Source organism: Massilia sp. P1_C10 (assembly GCF_056406475.1).
Genome location: NZ_JBFUAC010000003.1, coordinates 39890 through 57741 on the forward strand (window position 1 = coordinate 39890; position 17852 = coordinate 57741).

Below are 17852 nucleotides of genomic sequence, written 5' to 3' on the forward strand. Positions count from 1 at the left end.
CCTCGAATTGTCAAAATGCATAAATCGTTGATGTTTGATTTATGTTGCCCCGTTTCAAAAATACAACAGCGCAATTCGAATTATTGGCTTTCTTCCAAGGGAAGCCCTCATAATTGCCCAATCCGGCATTCTTGAGGCAGCAAGCATTTATAGTTCACCGCATCCGAGTGTCCAGGAAAACAGGCACTTCATGATGCATCAAACGGATTCTCGAATTAACTTTTAAGGAATGGATACATGAAAAAATCACTTTTGGCTCTGACACTTCTGGGCGCGTTCGCCGGTGTTGCACAAGCACAAACAGCGGTTCAGATCTACGGTACGGTCGATGCTGGCTTCGTCAAGCGCAGCGACCAGACCCTGGCCATTGGCAAGCGCGCCAACAACACCCTGGGCTTCAAAGGCACCGAAGAACTGGGCAATGGCCTGAAGGCACTGTTCCAACTGGAAATTCGTTACGAGCCGGACACCGGCACGCTGGAAAGCGTCACCCGTCCGCTGTTCCAGGGCCAGAGCCGCGTCGGCCTGCAAGGTGATTTCGGTATGGTCCGCCTGGGCCGCGGCCTGACCGCGTTCCAGGAGTCGAGCACCGCCTTCGAGCCGTTCCACGGCCTGCCGACCCCAGCCGGTTTCCAGACCGACCTGCAAGTGGCCGGTTACACCTCGGATCCGCTGTCGCCTGCTGGCAACTCGACCAACCGTTTCTCGAACGCGCTGTTCTACAACTCGCCTGAGTTCGCCGGTTTCCAGATCAACACCACGATCGGCACCAAGGAAGCCAATTCGGGCCCGGCTTACGTCGGCAAAGGCACCACCGCACTGCCACAGTACCCAGCAAACGCCGAAGGTTCGGTCAATCCGTACTCGATCGCCGCTACCTACAAGAACGGCCCAGTGGCCTTCATGCTGGCCAACGAGCGCAATGCCGTCGAAACCCGCCTGTGGTCGATCGCCGGCTCGGTCTGGGCAACGCCTGAGCTGAAGCTGATGGCTTCGTACCAGCGCCAGAACCAGGATCACAACAAGCTGACCAACCCAACGACCAAAGCATGGATCCTGGGTGCGAACTACACCATGGGCCCAGGCAAGGTGCTGGCTGGTTACGGCCAGAAGAGCCCGGACGGCGTCGCCAAGACCCGCCAGATGTCGGTCGGCTACGAGTACAGCCTGTCGAAGCGTACCTACCTGTACGCGGACGCATCGAAGAAGAAGGGTGGCGTGCAGGTTCCGCAAACCATCAACACCTACGCACTGGGCATCAACCACGCGTTCTAATCCGACGCAGGGGTTTTCCCCTGCTTTGGAACAGACCTGACAAGGGCGGGGATGGGCAACCATCCTCGCCCTTGCTGCATTTTCAGCCCCTGTCAACCGTGTGTCTTTTCCGCAACCTTGCGTGCCGGGAAGGCTACTGTTTCTGTACAAGCAATACGAAGAATGGCATATTGGTTAATGGCGAATTAGTACGCGCGTTCGTTTTATACAAAAAATACCCTCTTGGAGATCCAATGAAAGCAAAATTCCTCGCCGCTGCAGTCGCAACCTGTTTCGCAGCGCCTGTCCTGGCCCAGTCCAGCGTGACGATGTATGGTATCGCCGACGCCGGCCTGATGAAGGCCAGCGGCACGACCCTGCGCGTGGTCAGCGGCATCGCCGACGGCTCCCGTCTCGGTTTCAAGGGCACCGAAGACCTCGGCGGCGGAATGAAGGCGATCTTCAACCTCGAAGCGCGCGTGGAACTGGACAACGGCGGCCAGAAGCCGACCCTGCTGTCGGACGAGCAAGGCCTGTTCCTGACCCGCGGCATGGGCCCGGGCTTCAACACCGTGCTGGGCCCGCTGGGCGCTTCCGGCTCGGCACTGTCGGCCGGCGTGCTGCAGAACATCCGCAGCGGTTTCCAGGTCAAGGGCGCAGCCGCAGTCAACCCTGAAGGCGCGCTGTTCGACCGCACCTCGATGGTCGGCCTGATCACCCCAGGCGGCGCGATCCTGATCGGCCGCATGTACACCCCTGGCTACGAAGTGTTCGCCGCGGCCGACGCGTTCGAAAGCGGCACCGCCGGCACCTGGGGCGGCATCACCGGCGGCACCGCCGGCTTCACCGTGCTGGGCGCGGACATCCGCTCGTCGAAATCGATCCAGTACCGCGTCGCCACCCCGGCCGGCTTCGGCGGCTCGCTGATGTACGGCGTCAAGGGCTCGGGCTACCTGAACCGCTACAACAAGTTCTTCGGCGGTATGGCGACCTACAAGGCCAACGGCTTCGACGTCGGCATCGGCCACAACCGCGGCTACGACCAGGGCGACAAAGTCAGCCTGGTCACCAGCACCATCGGCGGCTCGTACACCATCGGCGACAGCAAGTTCTTCCTCGGCTACCACGACCAGCGCAACCACAATTCGGTGCTGCTGGCCGACTACGTCGCCGGCTACAACGCGCAGATCGCGCCGGGCATCGCCGCCCAGCTGGCCGCGCTGCCGGCAGCGACCCAGACCGCATTGAACAACGGCATGCGCAGCGTGTTCATGAGCAACATCACCGCCAACACCCAGGTCGACGCGGCGAGCTGGCAAATCGGCGCGCACCAGCGCTTCGGCGCCGGCCGCTTCATGGTCTCGGTGGCCAAGCAGAACGACCGCACCTCGTCGAACAGCGACGCCTGGCTGTCGGCCTTCGGCTACGATTACAACCTGTCCAAGCGTACCGACGTGTACGTGGTCGCGGCGATCATCGACAACCAGAACGACGGCCAGTACATCCCTGGCGCGGCCGGTTCCCCGGGCGGCTTCGCCAAGGTGCCTGGCGAGAAAACCCGCGCTTACCAGGTCGGCATCCGCCATCGTTTCTGATCGGCCCCTGCCCTCATGAAAAAGACGCCCCCGGGCGTCTTTTTTTATTCCGGCAAGAGGGCGGCAGTCGGTTAAAATTGCACTCAAATTAACCCCCCAAAAGAAATCAATGACCGACACCATGGATCCCGTCGCCGTCGCCCAGTTCCTGGTCGACAATCCGCAGTTCTTCGAGCACAACGCCGCCCTGCTGGGACAAGTCAAGCTGTCGAGCCCGCTTACCGGAAAGACCGTGTCGCTGCAGGAACGCCAGATGGAAGTGATGCGCGACAAGTACAAGGCGCTCGAACTCCAGATGAGCGAGCTGATCCGCCTGGCCCAGGACAACGCGGCCATCGCCAACAAATTCCACGGCTGGACCCAGGCGCTGCTGCAAAGCCGCCACGGCGCCGACCTGCCGCGCGCGCTGGTCGACGGCCTGTGCGCCCAGTTCGCCGTGCCGCAGGCCACCCTGCGCCTGTGGGACCTGGCCCCCGGCCACGCCGACCAGTGGTACGCGCAGGGCGTGTCGGAAGACGCGCGCCTGTTCGCCAACAGCCTGATGGCGCCCTACTGCGGCAGCAACCACGACTTCGAAGCGGTGCGCTGGCTCGACGATCCGGCCGCGGTGCAGTCGACCGTGATCCTGCCGCTCAGGAGCGGCGGCGCCGCCTTTGGCCTCTTGATCCTCGGCTCGCCCGACCCGCAGCGCTTCGCCGCCGAGATGGCGACCGACTTCCTGACCCACATCGGCGCCACCGCCAGCGCCGCGCTGGCCGGGCTGCGCGCCTGACCATGGACGAGCGGCTGGAGCGCTACCTGGCGCAACTGGCCACCCAGCGCCAGCTGTCGCCGCTGACGGTCGACGCCTACCGGCGCGACCTGCTCGAACTGGGCGTGCTGGCCGGCGCCCGTCCCTGGGACGCGGTCTCCCACGCCGACGTGCGCCGTTTCGCCGCGCAGCTGCATGCGCGCGAACTCAATCCACGCTCGATCGCCCGCAAGCTGTCGTCCTGGCGCCGCTTCTACGACTGGCTGTCGCAGCAGGCGCCGCTGGCGGCCAACCCGGTCGACGGCGTGCGCGCGCCGCGCCGCGCCAAGACCTTGCCTAAGGCGCTGTCGGTGGATGCCGCGGTGCAGCTGGTGGCCGGCGGCGCCGTCATGCGCGAGCATCCCGAGCCGGACGAGCTGTGCAACCGCGCGATGTTCGAGCTGATGTATTCGAGCGGGCTGCGGGTGTCCGAGCTGGCCGGCCTCGACATCGCCTGGGCCAAGCCGGCCGCCGGCGCGGCGGGCCCGCTCGGCTGGCTCGACCTCGACGCCGGCGAGGTGCTGGTCACCGGCAAGGGCAACAAGATGCGCCGCGTGCCGGTCGGCAGCCACGCCGCGGCCGCGCTGCGGGCCTGGCTGGCGGTGCGCCCGCCGGCGCGCGACGGCGGCAACGCGCTGTTCCTGTCGAACCGCGCGACCCGGGTGTCGCCGCGCGTGATCCAGCAGCGCCTTGCGCGCCACGCGGTGCGGGCCGGCGCCGCCGTGCGCGTCCATCCGCACGTGCTGCGCCACTCGTTCGCCTCGCACGTGCTGCAGTCGTCGGGCGACCTGCGCGCGGTGCAGGAAATGCTCGGCCACGCCAGCATCGCCTCGACCCAGGTCTACACCGCGCTCGACTTCCAGCACCTGGCAGCCGCCTACGACAAGGCCCATCCGCGCGCGAAGTCCAAATAGCCGGGTCGCACCGGCATTGACGTGGATCAAGCCGTTGCGCGGCAGTTGGAAGCAAATGGGGAAATCCGGCATAATCGCTCGATTCTGATAACCGCCTCGCAACAGGCACACGGCAACGACCATGGCTCTCATCCCCAGCACCATCCTGACCGGCTTTCTCGGCGCCGGCAAAACCACGCTGCTCAACCGCATCCTGCAGGAACAGCACGGGCTGAAGATTGCCGTCATCGAAAACGAGTTCGGCCAGGAAAACATCGACAATGAAATCCTGATGCACAACAGCAACGAACAGATCGTCGAGATGAACAACGGCTGCATCTGCTGCACCGTGCGCGGCGACCTGATCGAGGCGCTGTCGACGCTGGCGCGCAAGCGCGACGCCGGCGAGATCGCCTTCGACCGCGTGGTGATCGAGACCACCGGCCTGGCCAATCCCGGCCCGGTGGCCCAGACCTTCTTCGTCGACGAGGAAGTCGGCGCCCACTACCTGCTCGACGCGGTGGTGACGGTGGTCGACGCGCGCCACGCGATGACCCAGCTCGACGAGCACGAAGAAGCGCAGCGCCAGGTCGGGTTCGCCGACAAGATCCTGCTGTCGAAGACCGACCTGGTCGACGCCGCCGCACTGGACGCGCTGACCGCGCGCATCAAGCGCATCAACCCGCGCGCGCCGATCGGCACTTCCGACTTCGGCCGGGCGCCGCTGGCCGACGTGCTCGACCTGCGCGGCTTCAACCTGAACGACAAGCTCGAACTCGACCCGCAGTTCCTGGCCGGAGCGGACGCGCACGAGCACGAACACGACCATGTGCACACCGAGCACTGCGACCACAGCCACGACCATCACCACCCGCACCACAGCGACGAGATCGCCGCCTTCGTGTTCAAGAGCGCGCGCGCTTTCGACCCGGCCATGCTCGACGAGTTCCTCGGCAACATCGTCCAGGTGTTCGGCCCGCGCATGCTGCGCTACAAGGGCGTACTCTTGATGAAAGGCGCCGACCGCAAGGTGGTGTTCCAGGGCGTGCACCAGATCATGGGCAGCGACCTGGGCGCAAAGTGGGGGGAAACCGAGGAACGTGGCAGCAAAATGGTTTTTATTGGCAAAAATTTACCAAAAGATGTCTTTATCCGGGGTTTGGAGCAATGTTTGGTATAAACTATCCCGGTTTTACGGCGCCGGCCCACCAGGCCAGGCGTCGCCTTTGTGTCACGACTGAACGTAAAATATCGGGATGGCAATATGAAGGAAACCGTGAGCAAGACGGCCGCGAAAACGGCCGCAGCGGCAGTCAAGGCGGCGCCGGTGACGACGGCGCCGGCGGCCAGGAAAAAGACGGCGCCACAGCAGGCCGTCAAGGTAGTGAGCTCGCCCGCAGAACCCGCAGTGGCGGCCGAGTTAGCTGATAAAATGAAAACCTCTGTCGTATCGAAGGTAAGTGAAGTCATGACTAAAACAACGAAATCCGCCCCCGCCGCGACCGAAACCCGTCTCTTGTCCGAAGATGAAATCCGGGCGATGAGCGAGAAGGACTACATGAATCCGGCCCAGCTGGCTTTTTTCAAGGCGCGCCTGCAGCAGCTTGAAAAAGACCTCCTCAAGAACGCCGGCGAGACCACCGAGCACCTGCGCGAAACCGTGCTGGTGCCCGACCCGGCCGACCGCGCCACCATCGAGGAAGAGCATGCGCTGGAACTGCGCACGCGCGACCGCGAGCGCAAGCTGCTCAAGAAAGTGCAGCAGTCGATCGCCGCGATCGATGCCGGCGACTATGGCTGGTGCGAAGAGACCGGCGAGCCGATCGGCATCCCGCGCCTGATCGCCCGCCCGACCGCGACCCTGTCGCTCGAAGCGCAGCAGCGCCGCGAACTGAAGCAGAAGCTGTACGGCGACTGACCGGCCACCGCGCCGTCCCCGAAAAAGCATGCGCCGGCCGCATGCTTTTTTGTTTTCAGGGCCAGCGGTGCGCACAAAAAGCTTGCCGTTGGGCTACACTATCCCGCTCGACGGGCGTCGCCGCGACAGTCCCGGGCGCGGCCGCCGCAACCGTGCTAACGTCATGGCTGGCAGCGCAATCTCATAGGAACCGACTTGGGTATTTTTTCTTTATTTAAGAAAAAGGATGGACCGCTGGCCGACGGCGCCGGCCCGACCACCCGCATGCGCACCGGCGAGCCGTCGCGCTTCGGGCTGGACGAGGCCGAGCGCGCGCGCCAGCGCGAGGTCGCCCGCGCCACCGCCGCCAAGATCGACGCGATCGAGTCGGCCATGGCCTTCGACATCTTCAACGAGCCCGAGCCGGCCTGGGGCAGCGGCGCGCGGCGCCCGGCCCGCACCAACGCCCAGATCGCCGCCGACGCGCGCGGCCCCGACACCCTGCCGCCGCTGGAACTGGCGACCACCGAACTGCTGCGCGACGACACCGTGCCCGAAAGCGCCGTTGCGCCCCAGACCGCGCCGGTGATCGAGGAAATCGCCATCCTGTACGCCAACGACCAGGCGCCGGTGGCCGAGGCGATGCTGGTCGACAGCCTGGCCGAGGTCGGCCGCACCGAGCGCAGCGTCTGGTGGATGCTGTTCGACCTGTACCAGAGCAGCGGCCGCCAGGCGGCGTTCGACGACCTGGCGATCGACTACGCCAGCCATTTCGAAACCTCGCCGCCGGCCTGGAACCCGGTGCTGCCGGCGGCCGCCGAAAAGCCCGCCAGCGGTGTCACGCCGACCGAATCGTTCGGTCCGCTGCTCGACGACAGCATCGCCCCGCAGCTGGAGCGCCTGCTCGAGCGCTCCGGCGCCAGCGCGGCGACCCGGCTCGAATTCGGCCGGGTGCAGGCGGTCACGCCCGAAGGCTGCGCGCGCCTGTTGACCGCGCTTACCGTGCTGCGCGCCGGCAAGCGCGAGCTGATCGTGGCCGGCGCCGCCGAACTGGCCGAAATCGTGCGCTCGACCGTGGAAATCGGCCAGCGCGACGCGCCCGAGGCGCCTTGGCTGCTGCTGCTCGAACTGCTGCAGCTGATGAACCGCGAAAAGGACTTCGAGGAGACGGCGATGGACTACTGCGTCACCTACGAGCTGTCGCCGCCCTCGTTCGAGGCGCCGGCCAACGTCGCCACCGCGGCCGCCGCGCGCGCGCCGTCGCCCTCGGACCGCTTCATGTTGCCGGTGGTGGTCGATGGCGGCGCCGACAAACTGTTCGACGCGATCGACGCCTACGCCGCCCAGTCCGACCCGGTGGTGCTGGACTGCTCGCGCCTGGCGCGGGTCGACTACAACGCCGCCGCCGGCCTGCACAAGCGCCTGCGCGCGCTGGCCGCGGCCGGCAAGACGGTCGAGTTGCGCGACATCAACCATCTGGTCGCAGCCCTGTTCAAACTGATGGGCTTCACGGAAGTGGCGCGGATGTATCCGCACAAATATTAAACTCGACACCTGGGTATGGCGGGACGCCTGGTCCCGCGGGGTCAAGACCCCAACCCAGCCTTGCAATATCCGGCGGCACCCCCATTGTTTGGTAGTCAGAACGCTACGAGGCAAAACATGGAACAATTTCACGGCACCACCATCCTGTGCGTGCGGCGCGGCAAACAGGTCGCGCTCGGCGGGGATGGCCAGGTCACCCTCGGCAACATCGTCATGAAGGGCACGGCGCGCAAGGTGCGCAAGCTGTACCAGGGCAAGGTCCTGTGCGGTTTCGCCGGCGGCACCGCCGACGCCTTCACGCTGCTCGACCGTTTCGAAGGCAAGCTGGAAAAGCACCAGGGCCACCTGCTGCGCGCCTCGGTCGAACTGGCCAAGGACTGGCGCACCGACCGCGTGCTGCGCCGCCTCGAGGCGATGCTGCTGGTGGCGAACGAGGAGTCGACGCTGGTCATCACCGGCAACGGCGACGTGCTCGAGCCGGAGGACGGCATCGGCGCGATCGGCTCGGGCGGCGTGTACGCCCAGTCGGCCGCCAAGGCGCTGATCGAGAACACCGAGCTGTCGCCGTTCGACGTGGTCAAGAAGTCGCTGACCATCGCCGGCCAGCTGTGCATCTACACCAACCTGTCCCACATCATCGAAACGCTGGACTGAGCGCGGAAGCCGACATGAACATGACCCCACTGGAAATCGTTTCCGAACTCGACAAGCACGTGGTCGGCCAGGGCAAGGCCAAGCGCGCCGTCGCCATCGCGCTGCGCAACCGCTGGCGCCGCCAGCAGGTCGAGGAGCCGCTGCGCCACGAGATCACGCCGAAGAACATCCTGATGATCGGCCCCACCGGCGTCGGCAAGACCGAGATCGCGCGCCGCCTTGCGCGCCTGGCCGACGCGCCCTTCATCAAGATCGAGGCCACCAAATTCACCGAGGTGGGCTATGTCGGGCGCGACGTCGACACCATCATCCGCGACCTGATCGACATCGGCATCAAGCAGACCCGCGCCAGCGAAGCGAAGAAGGTGCGCCAGCGCGCCGAGGACGCGGCCGAAGACCGCATCATCGACATCCTGGTGCCGCCGGCGCGCGACTTCGGCTTCAACGTCACGCCCGCCGCCAGCGAGGCGAAGGAAGGCGACAACACGCGCCAGACCTTCCGCAAGCGCCTGCGCGAGGGATCGCTGGACGACCGCGAAGTCGAGATCGAAGTGGCCGACGCCGGCCCGCAGATGGAGATCATGGCGCCGCCCGGCATGGAGGAAATGACGGAGCAGATCAAGGGCATGTTCTCGGGCATGGGCGCGGCGCGCAAGAAGCCGCGCAAGCTCAAGGTCAGGGATGCGATGAAGATCCTGATCGACGAAGAGGCCGGAAAGCTGATCAACGAAGACGACATGAAGCAGAAGGCAATCCACAACGTCGAGCAGAACGGCATCGTGTTCCTCGACGAGATCGACAAGATCGCCTCGCGCTCCGAGCACGGGGGCGTGGACGTGTCGCGCGCCGGCGTGCAGCGCGACCTGCTGCCGCTGGTCGAGGGCACAACCGTCAACACCAAGTACGGCATGATCCGCACCGACCATATCCTGTTCATCGCGTCGGGCGCCTTCCACCTGGCGAAGCCGTCGGACCTGATCCCGGAACTGCAGGGACGCTTCCCGATCCGGGTCGAACTCGAGTCGCTGTCGATCGCCGATTTCGAGCGCATCCTCACCTCGACCGACGCCTGCCTGACGGCGCAGTACGAAGCGCTGCTGGCGACCGAAGGCGTAAAGATCGAGTTCGCGCCCGAAGGCATCACGCGGCTGGCGGAGATCGCGTTCTCGGTCAACGAGCGCACCGAGAACATCGGCGCGCGGCGCCTGTACACGGTAATGGAAAAGCTGCTCGAAGAGCTGTCGTTCAACGCCACCGAATCGGGCGGCCAGGTGGTGCGCATCGACGCGGCCTACGTCAACGACCGGCTCGACAAGCTGGCCGAGAACGAAGACCTGTCGCGTTACGTGCTGTAAGGAGAAAGCCGATGGCAAACAAGGCGCTGGCGACCCGCCAGAAGATGACGATCCGGGTCGAACCGTCGCAGCAGTTCGGCAAGCCGCGCAACCCGGTCGCGGTGGCGGCCAAGCAGCGCTCGGCCGGGCCGCACGCCAGGAGCCCGGCGGCGCAGCGCCAGGCCGACAAGCGCGCGCTGGCCAAGGCCAAGCTGGTGGCGGACGACTGATCTAACGGTCTATTTGCGCACCCAGCCCGCGTTCGGCGGCGGGCAAGTCACTTCGCGCGCCTTGCTTTCGTCATGCAGGATGCCCGGAACGTAGTTGACGGTGCTGCTGGTGACGCAGTAGACCTTGCCGCCGTAGGTGATGCGCTCGATGACGACGCCGTCGGCCGAGCGGTACTGGTCGACGATGCGGGTGTTGCTGCGGTCGATGTAGGCGCCGCCGGCGGCCCTTTCGAAGCGCTGCTCCGGCGTGTCGCCGCTGAACGATTGGTCCTTTTGGGGCACCGGCAGCGGCTTGGGCTGCGCGGCGCGCCAGTCGCGGTCGGCCTGCACGGCGTCGCGCTTGGCCTTTTCCAGATCCTCCACGCCTTGTTTGGTGGGCGCCTGCTGGGCGCAGGCGCTGCCGGCTACCGCTAACAAGGCGGCGGCGCAGGAAAGTCGGATCAGGTCGATTGTCATGAACCCATCATAGCAAAGCGGCCGCGCCGGCCGCGCACGCACCGCGGACAAAAAAAATGGAGGCCGGTCCGCTGGGCCAGCCCCCTATGTCAGGTTGGCCGCCAGCGGGCGCCGCCGGGGGCACCCGCTATCAGGCCATGCGAAGCAGTGTGGCCGGTTCCGGCCGCTTCGACCATCTTCTTGTGCAAAGCACCGTTAAACGGTACATTGGGTGCCGCAATCCGATACATTCCACTTTTTCAGGGACATTCATGAGCTCACCGGAGCTGGTACTGCAGGTTTTGCGCGCCGAATTGCGCGCGGCGGCGATCACCTACAAGGCGCTGGCGGAGCGCATCGGCATGAGCGAGTCGAGCGTCAAGCGGATGTTCGGGCAAAAGGACATGACCTTGTCGCGCCTGGCCCAGATCTGCAGCGCCAGCGGCATCGCGCTGGAAGACGTGCTGCGCCGCGCGGCCGACGTGCAGCCCGAAGCCGACACGCTGACGGCGGCGCAGGAGAAGGCGCTGATCGCCAAGCCCAAGCTGCTGCTGGTGGCGATCTGCTGCCTGGGCCACTGGACGATGGAGCAGATCCTCGAGACCTACGAAATCAGCGAGCCCGAATGCATCGGCTTCCTGGCGGAGCTGGACCGGCTCGGCGTGATCGAACTGAAGCCGATGAACCGCTACAGCCTGCGGGTGTCGAACGCCTTCCACTGGCTGGCCGACGGGCCGGTGCAGCAGTACGTGCGCGAGCACGTGGTGGCCGATTACTTCAGCGGCCACTTCGACGGACCGGGCGAGACCTTGATGTGCCTGCCGGCGCGGCTGTCGCTGCCGAGCGCGCGCGAGCTGGTGCAAAAGATCCAGCAATTGGCCGCCGAGCTGGCGCGCCTGCACCAGAGCGACCGGCGCCTGCCTGCGAGCGAGCGCGATGGCTTCACGCTGCTGCTGGGGTTCCGGTCGTGGGAGTTTGCCGCGTTCACCGAGATGCGGCGCTCGGCGTAAGGTAGTCGGGGGTTGCTTCGATCAATTCCGCCGTGGGTATGGCACGAGCGACATCTGCCATGGCGCTGGACATTGCCTCCGCTGGGCTGCAAGCTTCACGCGAAAATTCCAGTGCGATGCGGCCCGGCGCGCCTAATCCCACCAGTGAGTCCGTACATCCCTCCTTGCCCAATCGTTCCACAAGCTGGTCGAGATCGGCGTCGTCTGGGCCGAGAGCGTATGTAAGGGTGAAGAAATATTCCATAACGGATTAACCCGAAGCCTTTTTATCGCGAGCTTTGCGCATGATGCAATTATCGACCACGCGCCTCAACAACTTGGCATGATTTCCCGCATTTTTCGGCGTACTCCAGACACTTGCGATACAAAATTGTCCGTAACGGCAAGACGAGTCGTTGAAGGGGCAATAGAGTCTACCCCAAGCGTGGGCGCCACCGATCTCGATTTTCCAGCCTTGTGCTCAGCATGCCTCAATGCAGCTTCCACTTCCTTTTTCGGGTGTGTCGGGCGCGGCATCGGCGACTTGAGTGTAGGTAGGCGGGCATCGGTCGTCAAGCGCCGTCAGGTTCTCCAATCTGCCAGTATCGATCAATATGGATGTGTTCCGCTTGCGATAACCCAACCCCTCCCAACGCGACCGCGACCAAACCGGGATCAGGTCCGGCGGACCTGATCCCGGATCGTGGGCCGCAGCCCTACCAGATCGGGCCGAGGAACAGGTACAGCGTGCGGTCGCCATTCTGCGTGGCGCCGGCGCCCAGGTAGGCCGGGCCGAAACGCGTGTCGACCGCGAGGAAGCCGCTCGCGGCCTGCTTGCGCGAGGTGCTCTTGAGCGACAGCGGCTGGTCGAAGCCGCCGCCGGTCTCCAGCGAGAAGCCGGCGCGCACGGTGCCGCCCAGCGTGATCGGCAGGGCGCCGACCCTGCGTGCCAAGACGACGCGCGCGAATGCGATGGTGCGGCCCTGGATCGAGTCGGCCGGCGTGCCGGACAGGCGCAGGAAGCCGCCCAGGTTCAGCGGCGCCGCGCCGCTTTGCGCGTGCGCCCATTCGCCGTACACGTGGCCGGCCCAATTATCCGTGTGCAGCGCCGCCATGCCGACCAGCGAGGAGCGCGCCAGCGACTCGCCGACCTGGCCGCTCGCGGGCGAGCGCTCCAGCGAGGCGTCGAGCAGCCCGCCGCGGCTCGGGAAGCCCAGCGAGTCGAGCGTGTCGACCCGGTAGCGCACGAACTGGGTGGTGTCGTACGCGGTCGCGGTGCCGACCTGCTCGGGCACCACGACGCGCGTGCCGGCGCTCTGGCGCGTCACGCCGGCCGAGATCTCGCCCCAGTTGCCCAGTTCGCGCCCCAGCGCGATGCTGGCGCCGCGCACGTTGTAGGCGTAGCGCGCCAGGCGCCGGCCGCCCGAAAAAATATCGCCGGACGACGCGCCGTACTGCAGCGACGGCGCGATGTGCCACGGCGACCCGGCGCCCAGCGGCTGCCAGAACTGCAGGCCGAAGTCGCGCTTGTCGCCGATGCCCATCACGGCGCGCACTTCGGCGCCCCAGCTGTTCAGCGAGGTGCGCACGTACATCAGCTTGAGCGCGAAGCTGTTGGCTTCGTCGAAGTCGCTCGCCAGCTCCAGCCCCACGCGCAGGCGGCTGCTGCCCCACCCCGCTTCGCTGGCGCGAATCAGCACGCTGCGCTTGCCGTCGCTGTCGGTGATCTCGGTTTCGACCCGCGCCAGGTCGCCGCGCCCGTACAGCTTGTCGCCGGCTTCGCGCACCTGCGCCAGCGTGGCCGGCTTGCCGGGCCTGAGGCCCGACTGCGCCACCAGCGCTTCCGGATTGATGCGACCATTGCTGCGCGCCTCGACCTTCGCGAGCGGCAGCGCGGTGTCGGCCAGCGCCGGCGGCGCCAGCCGGCGGTTTTCGAACTGCGCATACTGCTTCGCGTCGAGCGCCAGCGGCGCCAGGCGCGCAGCCAGCGCGCGCGCGGCCTTTTCGCCGGAACTGATGGCGCCGTTCACGTGCGAGAAATCGAGGAAGGTGACCGGGCCCAGGTCGGGCGAAATCAGAATGTCCTGCGGCTGCAATTCCTTCAGCGAGCGCTGGACGTTCTGCTCGGTGAGGATGTTGAGCATCTGCTGCGCCACGCCGATCGCGCTGCCCAGGTCCTTCTCGGGCGACAGCGGGGTGCCGACGTTCACGGCGATGACGATGTCGGCGCCCATCGCGTGCGCCATGTTGACCGGCAGGTTGCGCACCAGGCCGCCGTCGACCACGAGGCGTTTGTCGACCCGCACCGGCGAGAATACGCCCGGCACCGCCAGCGAGGCGCGCATCGCCAGGAACAGCGGCGTGTCGACCAGTTCGACCGGCTCGCCGGTCAGCAGGTCCGAGGCGACGGAACGAAACGGCAAGGCCAACTGGCTGACCGACAGGTCGCGCGTGCCGGCCGGCAGCAGCTTGCCCAGCGCCTGTTCGAGCGCGGCGTTGCCCGCGGCGGAAGGCGGCAAGGTCAGGCCGTCGCGGTGCGCGCCGAATTCGATCCGCGACGGCAGCAGCACGTCTTCCTCGCGGCGCCGGAACGCCAGGTGGTCGCGCGCCGGCCGGTCGGCCACCACCTGGTCCCAGTTGGTCTCGCGCGCCATGCGTTCGAGGTCGTCGACCGAGGCGCCGGCGGCGTAGGCGCCGCCCACCACGCTGCCCATGCTGGTGCCGACCACCATGTCGACCGGCACGTGCAGCTCGCGCAGCACGCGCAGCACGCCGATGTGGGCGAAGCCGCGCGCGCCGCCGCCCGACAGCACCAGCGCGATGCGGGGACGCGCGGCTGCGCTCTCGGCGGCGAACGCGGACGGCGCGCAGGCCGCCGACAGCAGCCACGCGCAGGCGGCCGCGAAGGCGCTCAGTCGGTTGGCGAGCGGCGGCACGCGCTTATTGGAGCTGGGCGGGACCGGCGCCCGGCGCGACCTGGCGCACCGGCGGCGGCATCTGCACCGGCGGCGGCGGCGCGCCCGTCATCGACGGCTGGCCGTTCATCTGCGGGTTCGGCTGCGGCCCGACATTGATCGGCGCGGCCACTGGTTGCTGCTGCGGCGGTTGCTGCGGCTGCTGGACCGGCTGCTGGAACTGCGGCTGGTTCGGCACCGGCGGCGCGCCGGCCGATGACGTTGATTTGGTATCGGCCGGCAGGTCGATGCGCTTCATCACGCCGCCTTCGGACAGCATCACGTAGCGTGGATGCACTTCCTGCACGGTGACGCCGTTCGCGACCTGCTTGCCCAGCCTGAGCGCCTGCGGCTGGCCGTTGTCGGCGACGATGATGGCGACGCTGTCGCGGCCCGCCGCGACCACGCCGGTCAGCTGGTAGTTGCTGGCCACGACCGCCGAGGCCTGGCCGCCGAACAGCGAGGCGGCCGCGTCGATGCCGGGCGGCGGCATGGCCGGCGCGGCGGCCGCGGCGATCGGGCGCTGGGCCGGCGTGTACAGCTGCATCACCCAGTAGGCGATCGACGCCGACAGCACGACCAGGGCAAGAAAACTCAATAACAGGGGCAATCGCTTCATCGTGTCTCTCGGTTACCGCACCAGCTGGTTGATTTCAATGATAGGCATCAGCACCGCCAGCACGATCAGCAGGACCACCACGCCCATCGCCAGGATCAGCGCCGGTTCGAGCAGGCCGGCGATCGTCAGCGCGCGCCGTTCCAGGTCGGCCTGCTGCGACGCGGCCGCGCGCTCGAGCATGGCCGGCAGTTCGCCGGTGATTTCGCCGGCGCGGATCATGTGCACCAGCATCGGCGGGAAGTGCTTCTGCGCCGACAGCGCGCGCGCCAGGCCGACGCCTTCGCGCACGCTGGCGGACGCTTCCTCCACCAGCGACTTCATGGCGACGTTCGACAGCGTGTCGCGGCTGGTGTCGAGCGCGCGCAGGATCGGCACGCCCGAGCCGGTGGTGATCGCCAGCGTGCTGGCGAAGCGCGCGGTGTTCATGCTGCGCTCGAACTTGCCGTACACCGGCGCGGTCAGCAGCCAGGTGTGGAAGCGCAGCTTGAGGTCGGGGTTCTTCAGCGCGCGGCGCCACGCCATGAAGGCGCCGATCAGCAGCAGCGCGACGTAGATGCCGTAGGCGCGCACGAAGTTCGACACGCCCAGCATCATCACGGTCAGGATCGGCAGCTTCTGCTTGGTGTTGGCGAACACCGAGACGATCTGCGGCACCACGTAGGTGAGCAGGAAGATCACGATCGCGAACGCGACCACGGTGACGATGCCCGGATAAATGAAGGCCAGGCGCACTTTCTGGATCAGCGCGTTGCTGCGCTCGATATAGTCGGCCAGGCGCGACAGCACGCGCGCGAGCTGGCCGATCTGCTCGCCGGACGCGACCAGCGCGCGGTAGATGTCGGCGAAGTCGCGCGGATGGCGCGACAGCGCGTCGGAGAACGAGGCGCCGCCCATGACTTCGGAGCGGATCGAGGCGACCAGGTCGCGCACGTAGGCGCGCTCGGCCTGTTCCAGCAAGGCGGTGAAGGCCTGCTCCAGCGGCAGGCCGGCTTCGAGCAGGCTGGCCAGCTGGCGCGTGAACAGCGCCAGCTCGACCTGCGACAGCTTCTCGCCGAAGCCGCGGCTTTTCGACACGCCGGCCGCGTCGACCTGGGCGGCGATGGCGTCGACCGTGAGCGGCGTCAGGCCCTGGCCGCGCAAATCGGCGCGCGCCGAGCGGGCGTTGTCGGCGTTGACGACGCCCTTGCGGGTGGCGCCGCCGACATCGACGGCTTCGTAGCGAAATGCCGGCATCGTCAGTCCTTGGTCACGCGCAGCAGTTCGGCCGGCGTGGTGGTGCCGTCGCGCAGCCAGCGCTCGCCGTCCTCGCGCATGGTCTTCATGCCGGACGCCTGCGCCGCGGTGCGGATCTCGGCCTCGGACGCCTGGTTGTGGATCTGGGCGCGGATATGGTCGGTGGTCTCCAGCAGTTCGTACACGCCGACGCGGCCGTGGAAGCCGGTGTGGCCGCACTTGTCGCAGCCGACCGCTTTCCAGTACGGGCCATCGCCGTCGGGCTGCTTGCAGTGTTCGCACAGCTTGCGCACCAGCCGCTGCGCCATCACGCCGAGCAGCGACGACGACAGCAGGAACGGCTCGATGCCCATGTCGAGCAGGCGCGTCACCGCGGCGGCGGCGTCGTTGGTGTGCAGGGTCGCCAGCACCAGGTGGCCGGTCAGCGAGGCCTGCACCGCGATCTGCGCGGTTTCCAGGTCGCGGATCTCGCCGATCATGATGACGTCCGGGTCCTGGCGCAGGATCGCGCGCAGCGCCTTGGCGAAGCTCATGTCGATGCGCGCGTTGACCTGGGTCTGGCCGACGCCCTGCAGGTCGTACTCGATCGGGTCTTCCACCGTCAGGATGTTGGTGGTGGTCGCGTTCAGGCGCGACAGCGCGGCGTACAGCGTGGTGGTCTTGCCCGAGCCGGTCGGGCCGGTGACCAGCACGATGCCGTGCGGCTGGTTGATCATGTGGTCGAACTGCGGCAGCAGGGCCGGGCTCATGCCAAGGTGCGACAAATCGAGCTTGCCCGCTTCCTTGTCCAGCAGTCGCAGCACCGCGCGCTCGCCGTGGCCGGTCGGCAGCGTCGAGACGCGCACGTCGACCGGCTTGCCGCCGATGCGCAGGGTGATGCGGCCGTCCTGCGGCAGGCGCTTCTCGGCGATGTCGAGCTGGGACATGATCTTGATGCGCGAAATCAGCGAGGCGTGGATCGCCTTGCGCGGGCGCACCACGTCGCGCAGGGTGCCGTCGATGCGAAAGCGCACCACCGACGTCTGCTCGAACGGCTCGATGTGGATGTCGGACGCGCCTTCGCGCAGCGACTGCGTGAGCAGCGCGTTGATCATGCGGATCACGGGCGCGTCGTCGGACGATTCGAGCAGGTCCTCGATCGCCGGCACGTCCTGCAGCAGCTTGGTCAGGTCGAGGTCGGCGTCGAATTCGTCGACCACCTGCGAGGCGTCGCCGCCGGCGCCGGCGTAGGCGGTGGCGATGGCCGCCTCGAGGTCGGCGCGCTCCATGCGGCGCAGCGCGATGCGGCCGAAGCGGCGCGACACTTCCGCGATCGCGGCCGGCGCGGTGGCGCCCGAGATCCACACCTCGACCGGATCGGCGCCGCCGTCGACGCTCTTGGCCAGCACGCCGAAATCGCGCGCGAATGCGTAGGGCAGCAGGTTACTCAT

16 protein-coding genes and 1 pseudogene are annotated in these 17852 nt (G+C 66.8%); 11 read left to right on the top strand and 6 right to left on the bottom strand.

Annotated features, from left to right (window positions below; translation table 11 throughout):
• Positions 1-237: 237 nt before the first annotated feature.
• From AC1D02_RS07835 to AC1D02_RS07880, 10 genes are all read left to right on the top strand, one after another.
• Complete coding sequence (locus AC1D02_RS07835) at positions 238-1275, top strand: porin (RefSeq protein WP_477315440.1); 1038 nt, start codon at positions 238-240, stop codon at positions 1273-1275.
• Between the two features lie 233 nt (positions 1276-1508).
• A complete protein-coding gene (locus tag AC1D02_RS07840) occupies positions 1509-2849 on the top strand; it encodes a porin (RefSeq protein WP_477315442.1) in 1341 nt (446 codons plus the stop codon).
• Between the two features lie 109 nt (positions 2850-2958).
• Positions 2959-3621 carry a DUF484 family protein gene (locus AC1D02_RS07845; RefSeq protein ID WP_477315444.1) on the top strand — a complete coding sequence of 221 codons (663 nt, stop codon included), beginning with the start codon at positions 2959-2961 and terminating at the stop codon, positions 3619-3621.
• Between the two features lie 2 nt (positions 3622-3623).
• A complete protein-coding gene (locus AC1D02_RS07850; RefSeq protein WP_477315446.1) occupies positions 3624-4553 on the top strand; it encodes a tyrosine recombinase XerC in 930 nt (309 codons plus the stop codon).
• A 121-nt stretch (positions 4554-4674) separates the two neighbouring features.
• Entirely contained in the window at positions 4675-5712 is a 1038-nt protein-coding gene (locus AC1D02_RS07855) for a CobW family GTP-binding protein (protein ID WP_477315448.1), read from the top strand.
• 84 nt (positions 5713-5796) lie between these two features.
• Entirely contained in the window at positions 5797-6450 is a 654-nt protein-coding gene (gene dksA, locus AC1D02_RS07860; RefSeq protein WP_477315450.1) for an RNA polymerase-binding protein DksA, read from the top strand.
• Between the two features lie 195 nt (positions 6451-6645).
• Positions 6646-7974 (top strand): STAS domain-containing protein, encoded by a 1329-nt coding sequence (locus AC1D02_RS07865; protein ID WP_477315452.1) that lies wholly within the window; start codon positions 6646-6648, stop codon positions 7972-7974.
• Positions 7975-8091: 117 nt separating this feature from the next.
• Positions 8092-8628: an ATP-dependent protease subunit HslV gene (hslV, locus tag AC1D02_RS07870; RefSeq protein ID WP_477315454.1), complete on the top strand. Its 537-nt coding sequence runs from the start codon at positions 8092-8094 to the stop codon at positions 8626-8628.
• Between the two features lie 14 nt (positions 8629-8642).
• Complete coding sequence (gene hslU / locus AC1D02_RS07875) at positions 8643-9983, top strand: ATP-dependent protease ATPase subunit HslU (protein WP_477315456.1); 1341 nt, start codon at positions 8643-8645, stop codon at positions 9981-9983.
• An 11-nt stretch (positions 9984-9994) separates the two neighbouring features.
• Positions 9995-10192 carry a hypothetical protein gene (locus AC1D02_RS07880; RefSeq protein ID WP_477315458.1) on the top strand — a complete coding sequence of 66 codons (198 nt, stop codon included), beginning with the start codon at positions 9995-9997 and terminating at the stop codon, positions 10190-10192.
• Positions 10193-10201: 9 nt separating this feature from the next.
• On the opposite strand, the gene AC1D02_RS07885 is transcribed toward AC1D02_RS07880, so the two are convergent.
• Positions 10202-10648 (bottom strand): hypothetical protein, encoded by a 447-nt coding sequence (locus AC1D02_RS07885; protein WP_477315460.1) that lies wholly within the window; start codon positions 10646-10648, stop codon positions 10202-10204.
• A 251-nt stretch (positions 10649-10899) separates the two neighbouring features.
• Here AC1D02_RS07885 and AC1D02_RS07890 point away from each other — a divergent pair, with 251 nt between their 5' ends.
• A complete protein-coding gene (locus tag AC1D02_RS07890) occupies positions 10900-11637 on the top strand; it encodes a helix-turn-helix domain-containing protein (RefSeq protein ID WP_477315462.1) in 738 nt (245 codons plus the stop codon).
• A 250-nt stretch (positions 11638-11887) separates the two neighbouring features.
• Here the strand turns inward: AC1D02_RS07890 and AC1D02_RS07895 are convergent.
• From AC1D02_RS07895 to gspE, 5 genes and pseudogenes are all read right to left on the bottom strand, one after another.
• Positions 11888-12153, bottom strand: a pseudogene (locus AC1D02_RS07895) (hypothetical protein).
• A 179-nt stretch (positions 12154-12332) separates the two neighbouring features.
• Positions 12333-14552, bottom strand: coding sequence for a patatin-like phospholipase family protein (locus AC1D02_RS07900; protein ID WP_477315464.1), 2220 nt, complete (start codon positions 14550-14552; stop codon positions 12333-12335).
• A gap of 4 nt (positions 14553-14556) precedes the next feature.
• Positions 14557-15189 (bottom strand): type II secretion system protein N, encoded by a 633-nt coding sequence (locus AC1D02_RS07905; protein ID WP_477315466.1) that lies wholly within the window; start codon positions 15187-15189, stop codon positions 14557-14559.
• A 12-nt stretch (positions 15190-15201) separates the two neighbouring features.
• Positions 15202-16422: a type II secretion system inner membrane protein GspF gene (gspF, locus tag AC1D02_RS07910; protein ID WP_477315468.1), complete on the bottom strand. Its 1221-nt coding sequence runs from the start codon at positions 16420-16422 to the stop codon at positions 15202-15204.
• A 2-nt stretch (positions 16423-16424) separates the two neighbouring features.
• Positions 16425-17852, bottom strand: coding sequence for a type II secretion system ATPase GspE (gene gspE, locus AC1D02_RS07915; protein WP_477315470.1), 1428 nt, complete (start codon positions 17850-17852; stop codon positions 16425-16427).

What these genes read in the sequence shown, in the direction of transcription:
- AC1D02_RS07835 (WP_477315440.1), top strand. Translation starts at nt 238, where the DNA reads ATGAAAAAATCACTTTTGGCTCTGACACTTCTGGGCGCGTTCGCCGGT.
- AC1D02_RS07840 (WP_477315442.1), top strand. Translation starts at nt 1,509, where the DNA reads ATGAAAGCAAAATTCCTCGCCGCTGCAGTCGCAACCTGTTTCGCAGCG.
- AC1D02_RS07845 (WP_477315444.1), top strand. Translation starts at nt 2,959, where the DNA reads ATGACCGACACCATGGATCCCGTCGCCGTCGCCCAGTTCCTGGTCGAC.
- AC1D02_RS07850 (WP_477315446.1), top strand. Translation starts at nt 3,624, where the DNA reads ATGGACGAGCGGCTGGAGCGCTACCTGGCGCAACTGGCCACCCAGCGC.
- AC1D02_RS07855 (WP_477315448.1), top strand. Translation starts at nt 4,675, where the DNA reads ATGGCTCTCATCCCCAGCACCATCCTGACCGGCTTTCTCGGCGCCGGC.
- dksA (WP_477315450.1), top strand. Translation starts at nt 5,797, where the DNA reads ATGAAGGAAACCGTGAGCAAGACGGCCGCGAAAACGGCCGCAGCGGCA.
- hslV (WP_477315454.1), top strand. Translation starts at nt 8,092, where the DNA reads ATGGAACAATTTCACGGCACCACCATCCTGTGCGTGCGGCGCGGCAAA.
- hslU (WP_477315456.1), top strand. Translation starts at nt 8,643, where the DNA reads ATGAACATGACCCCACTGGAAATCGTTTCCGAACTCGACAAGCACGTG.
- AC1D02_RS07880 (WP_477315458.1), top strand. Translation starts at nt 9,995, where the DNA reads ATGGCAAACAAGGCGCTGGCGACCCGCCAGAAGATGACGATCCGGGTC.
- AC1D02_RS07885 (WP_477315460.1), bottom strand. Translation starts at nt 10,648, where the DNA reads ATGACAATCGACCTGATCCGACTTTCCTGCGCCGCCGCCTTGTTAGCG.
- AC1D02_RS07890 (WP_477315462.1), top strand. Translation starts at nt 10,900, where the DNA reads ATGAGCTCACCGGAGCTGGTACTGCAGGTTTTGCGCGCCGAATTGCGC.
- AC1D02_RS07905 (WP_477315466.1), bottom strand. Translation starts at nt 15,189, where the DNA reads ATGAAGCGATTGCCCCTGTTATTGAGTTTTCTTGCCCTGGTCGTGCTG.
- gspF (WP_477315468.1), bottom strand. Translation starts at nt 16,422, where the DNA reads ATGCCGGCATTTCGCTACGAAGCCGTCGATGTCGGCGGCGCCACCCGC.
- gspE (WP_477315470.1), bottom strand. Translation starts at nt 17,852, where the DNA reads ATGAGTAACCTGCTGCCCTACGCATTCGCGCGCGATTTCGGCGTGCTG.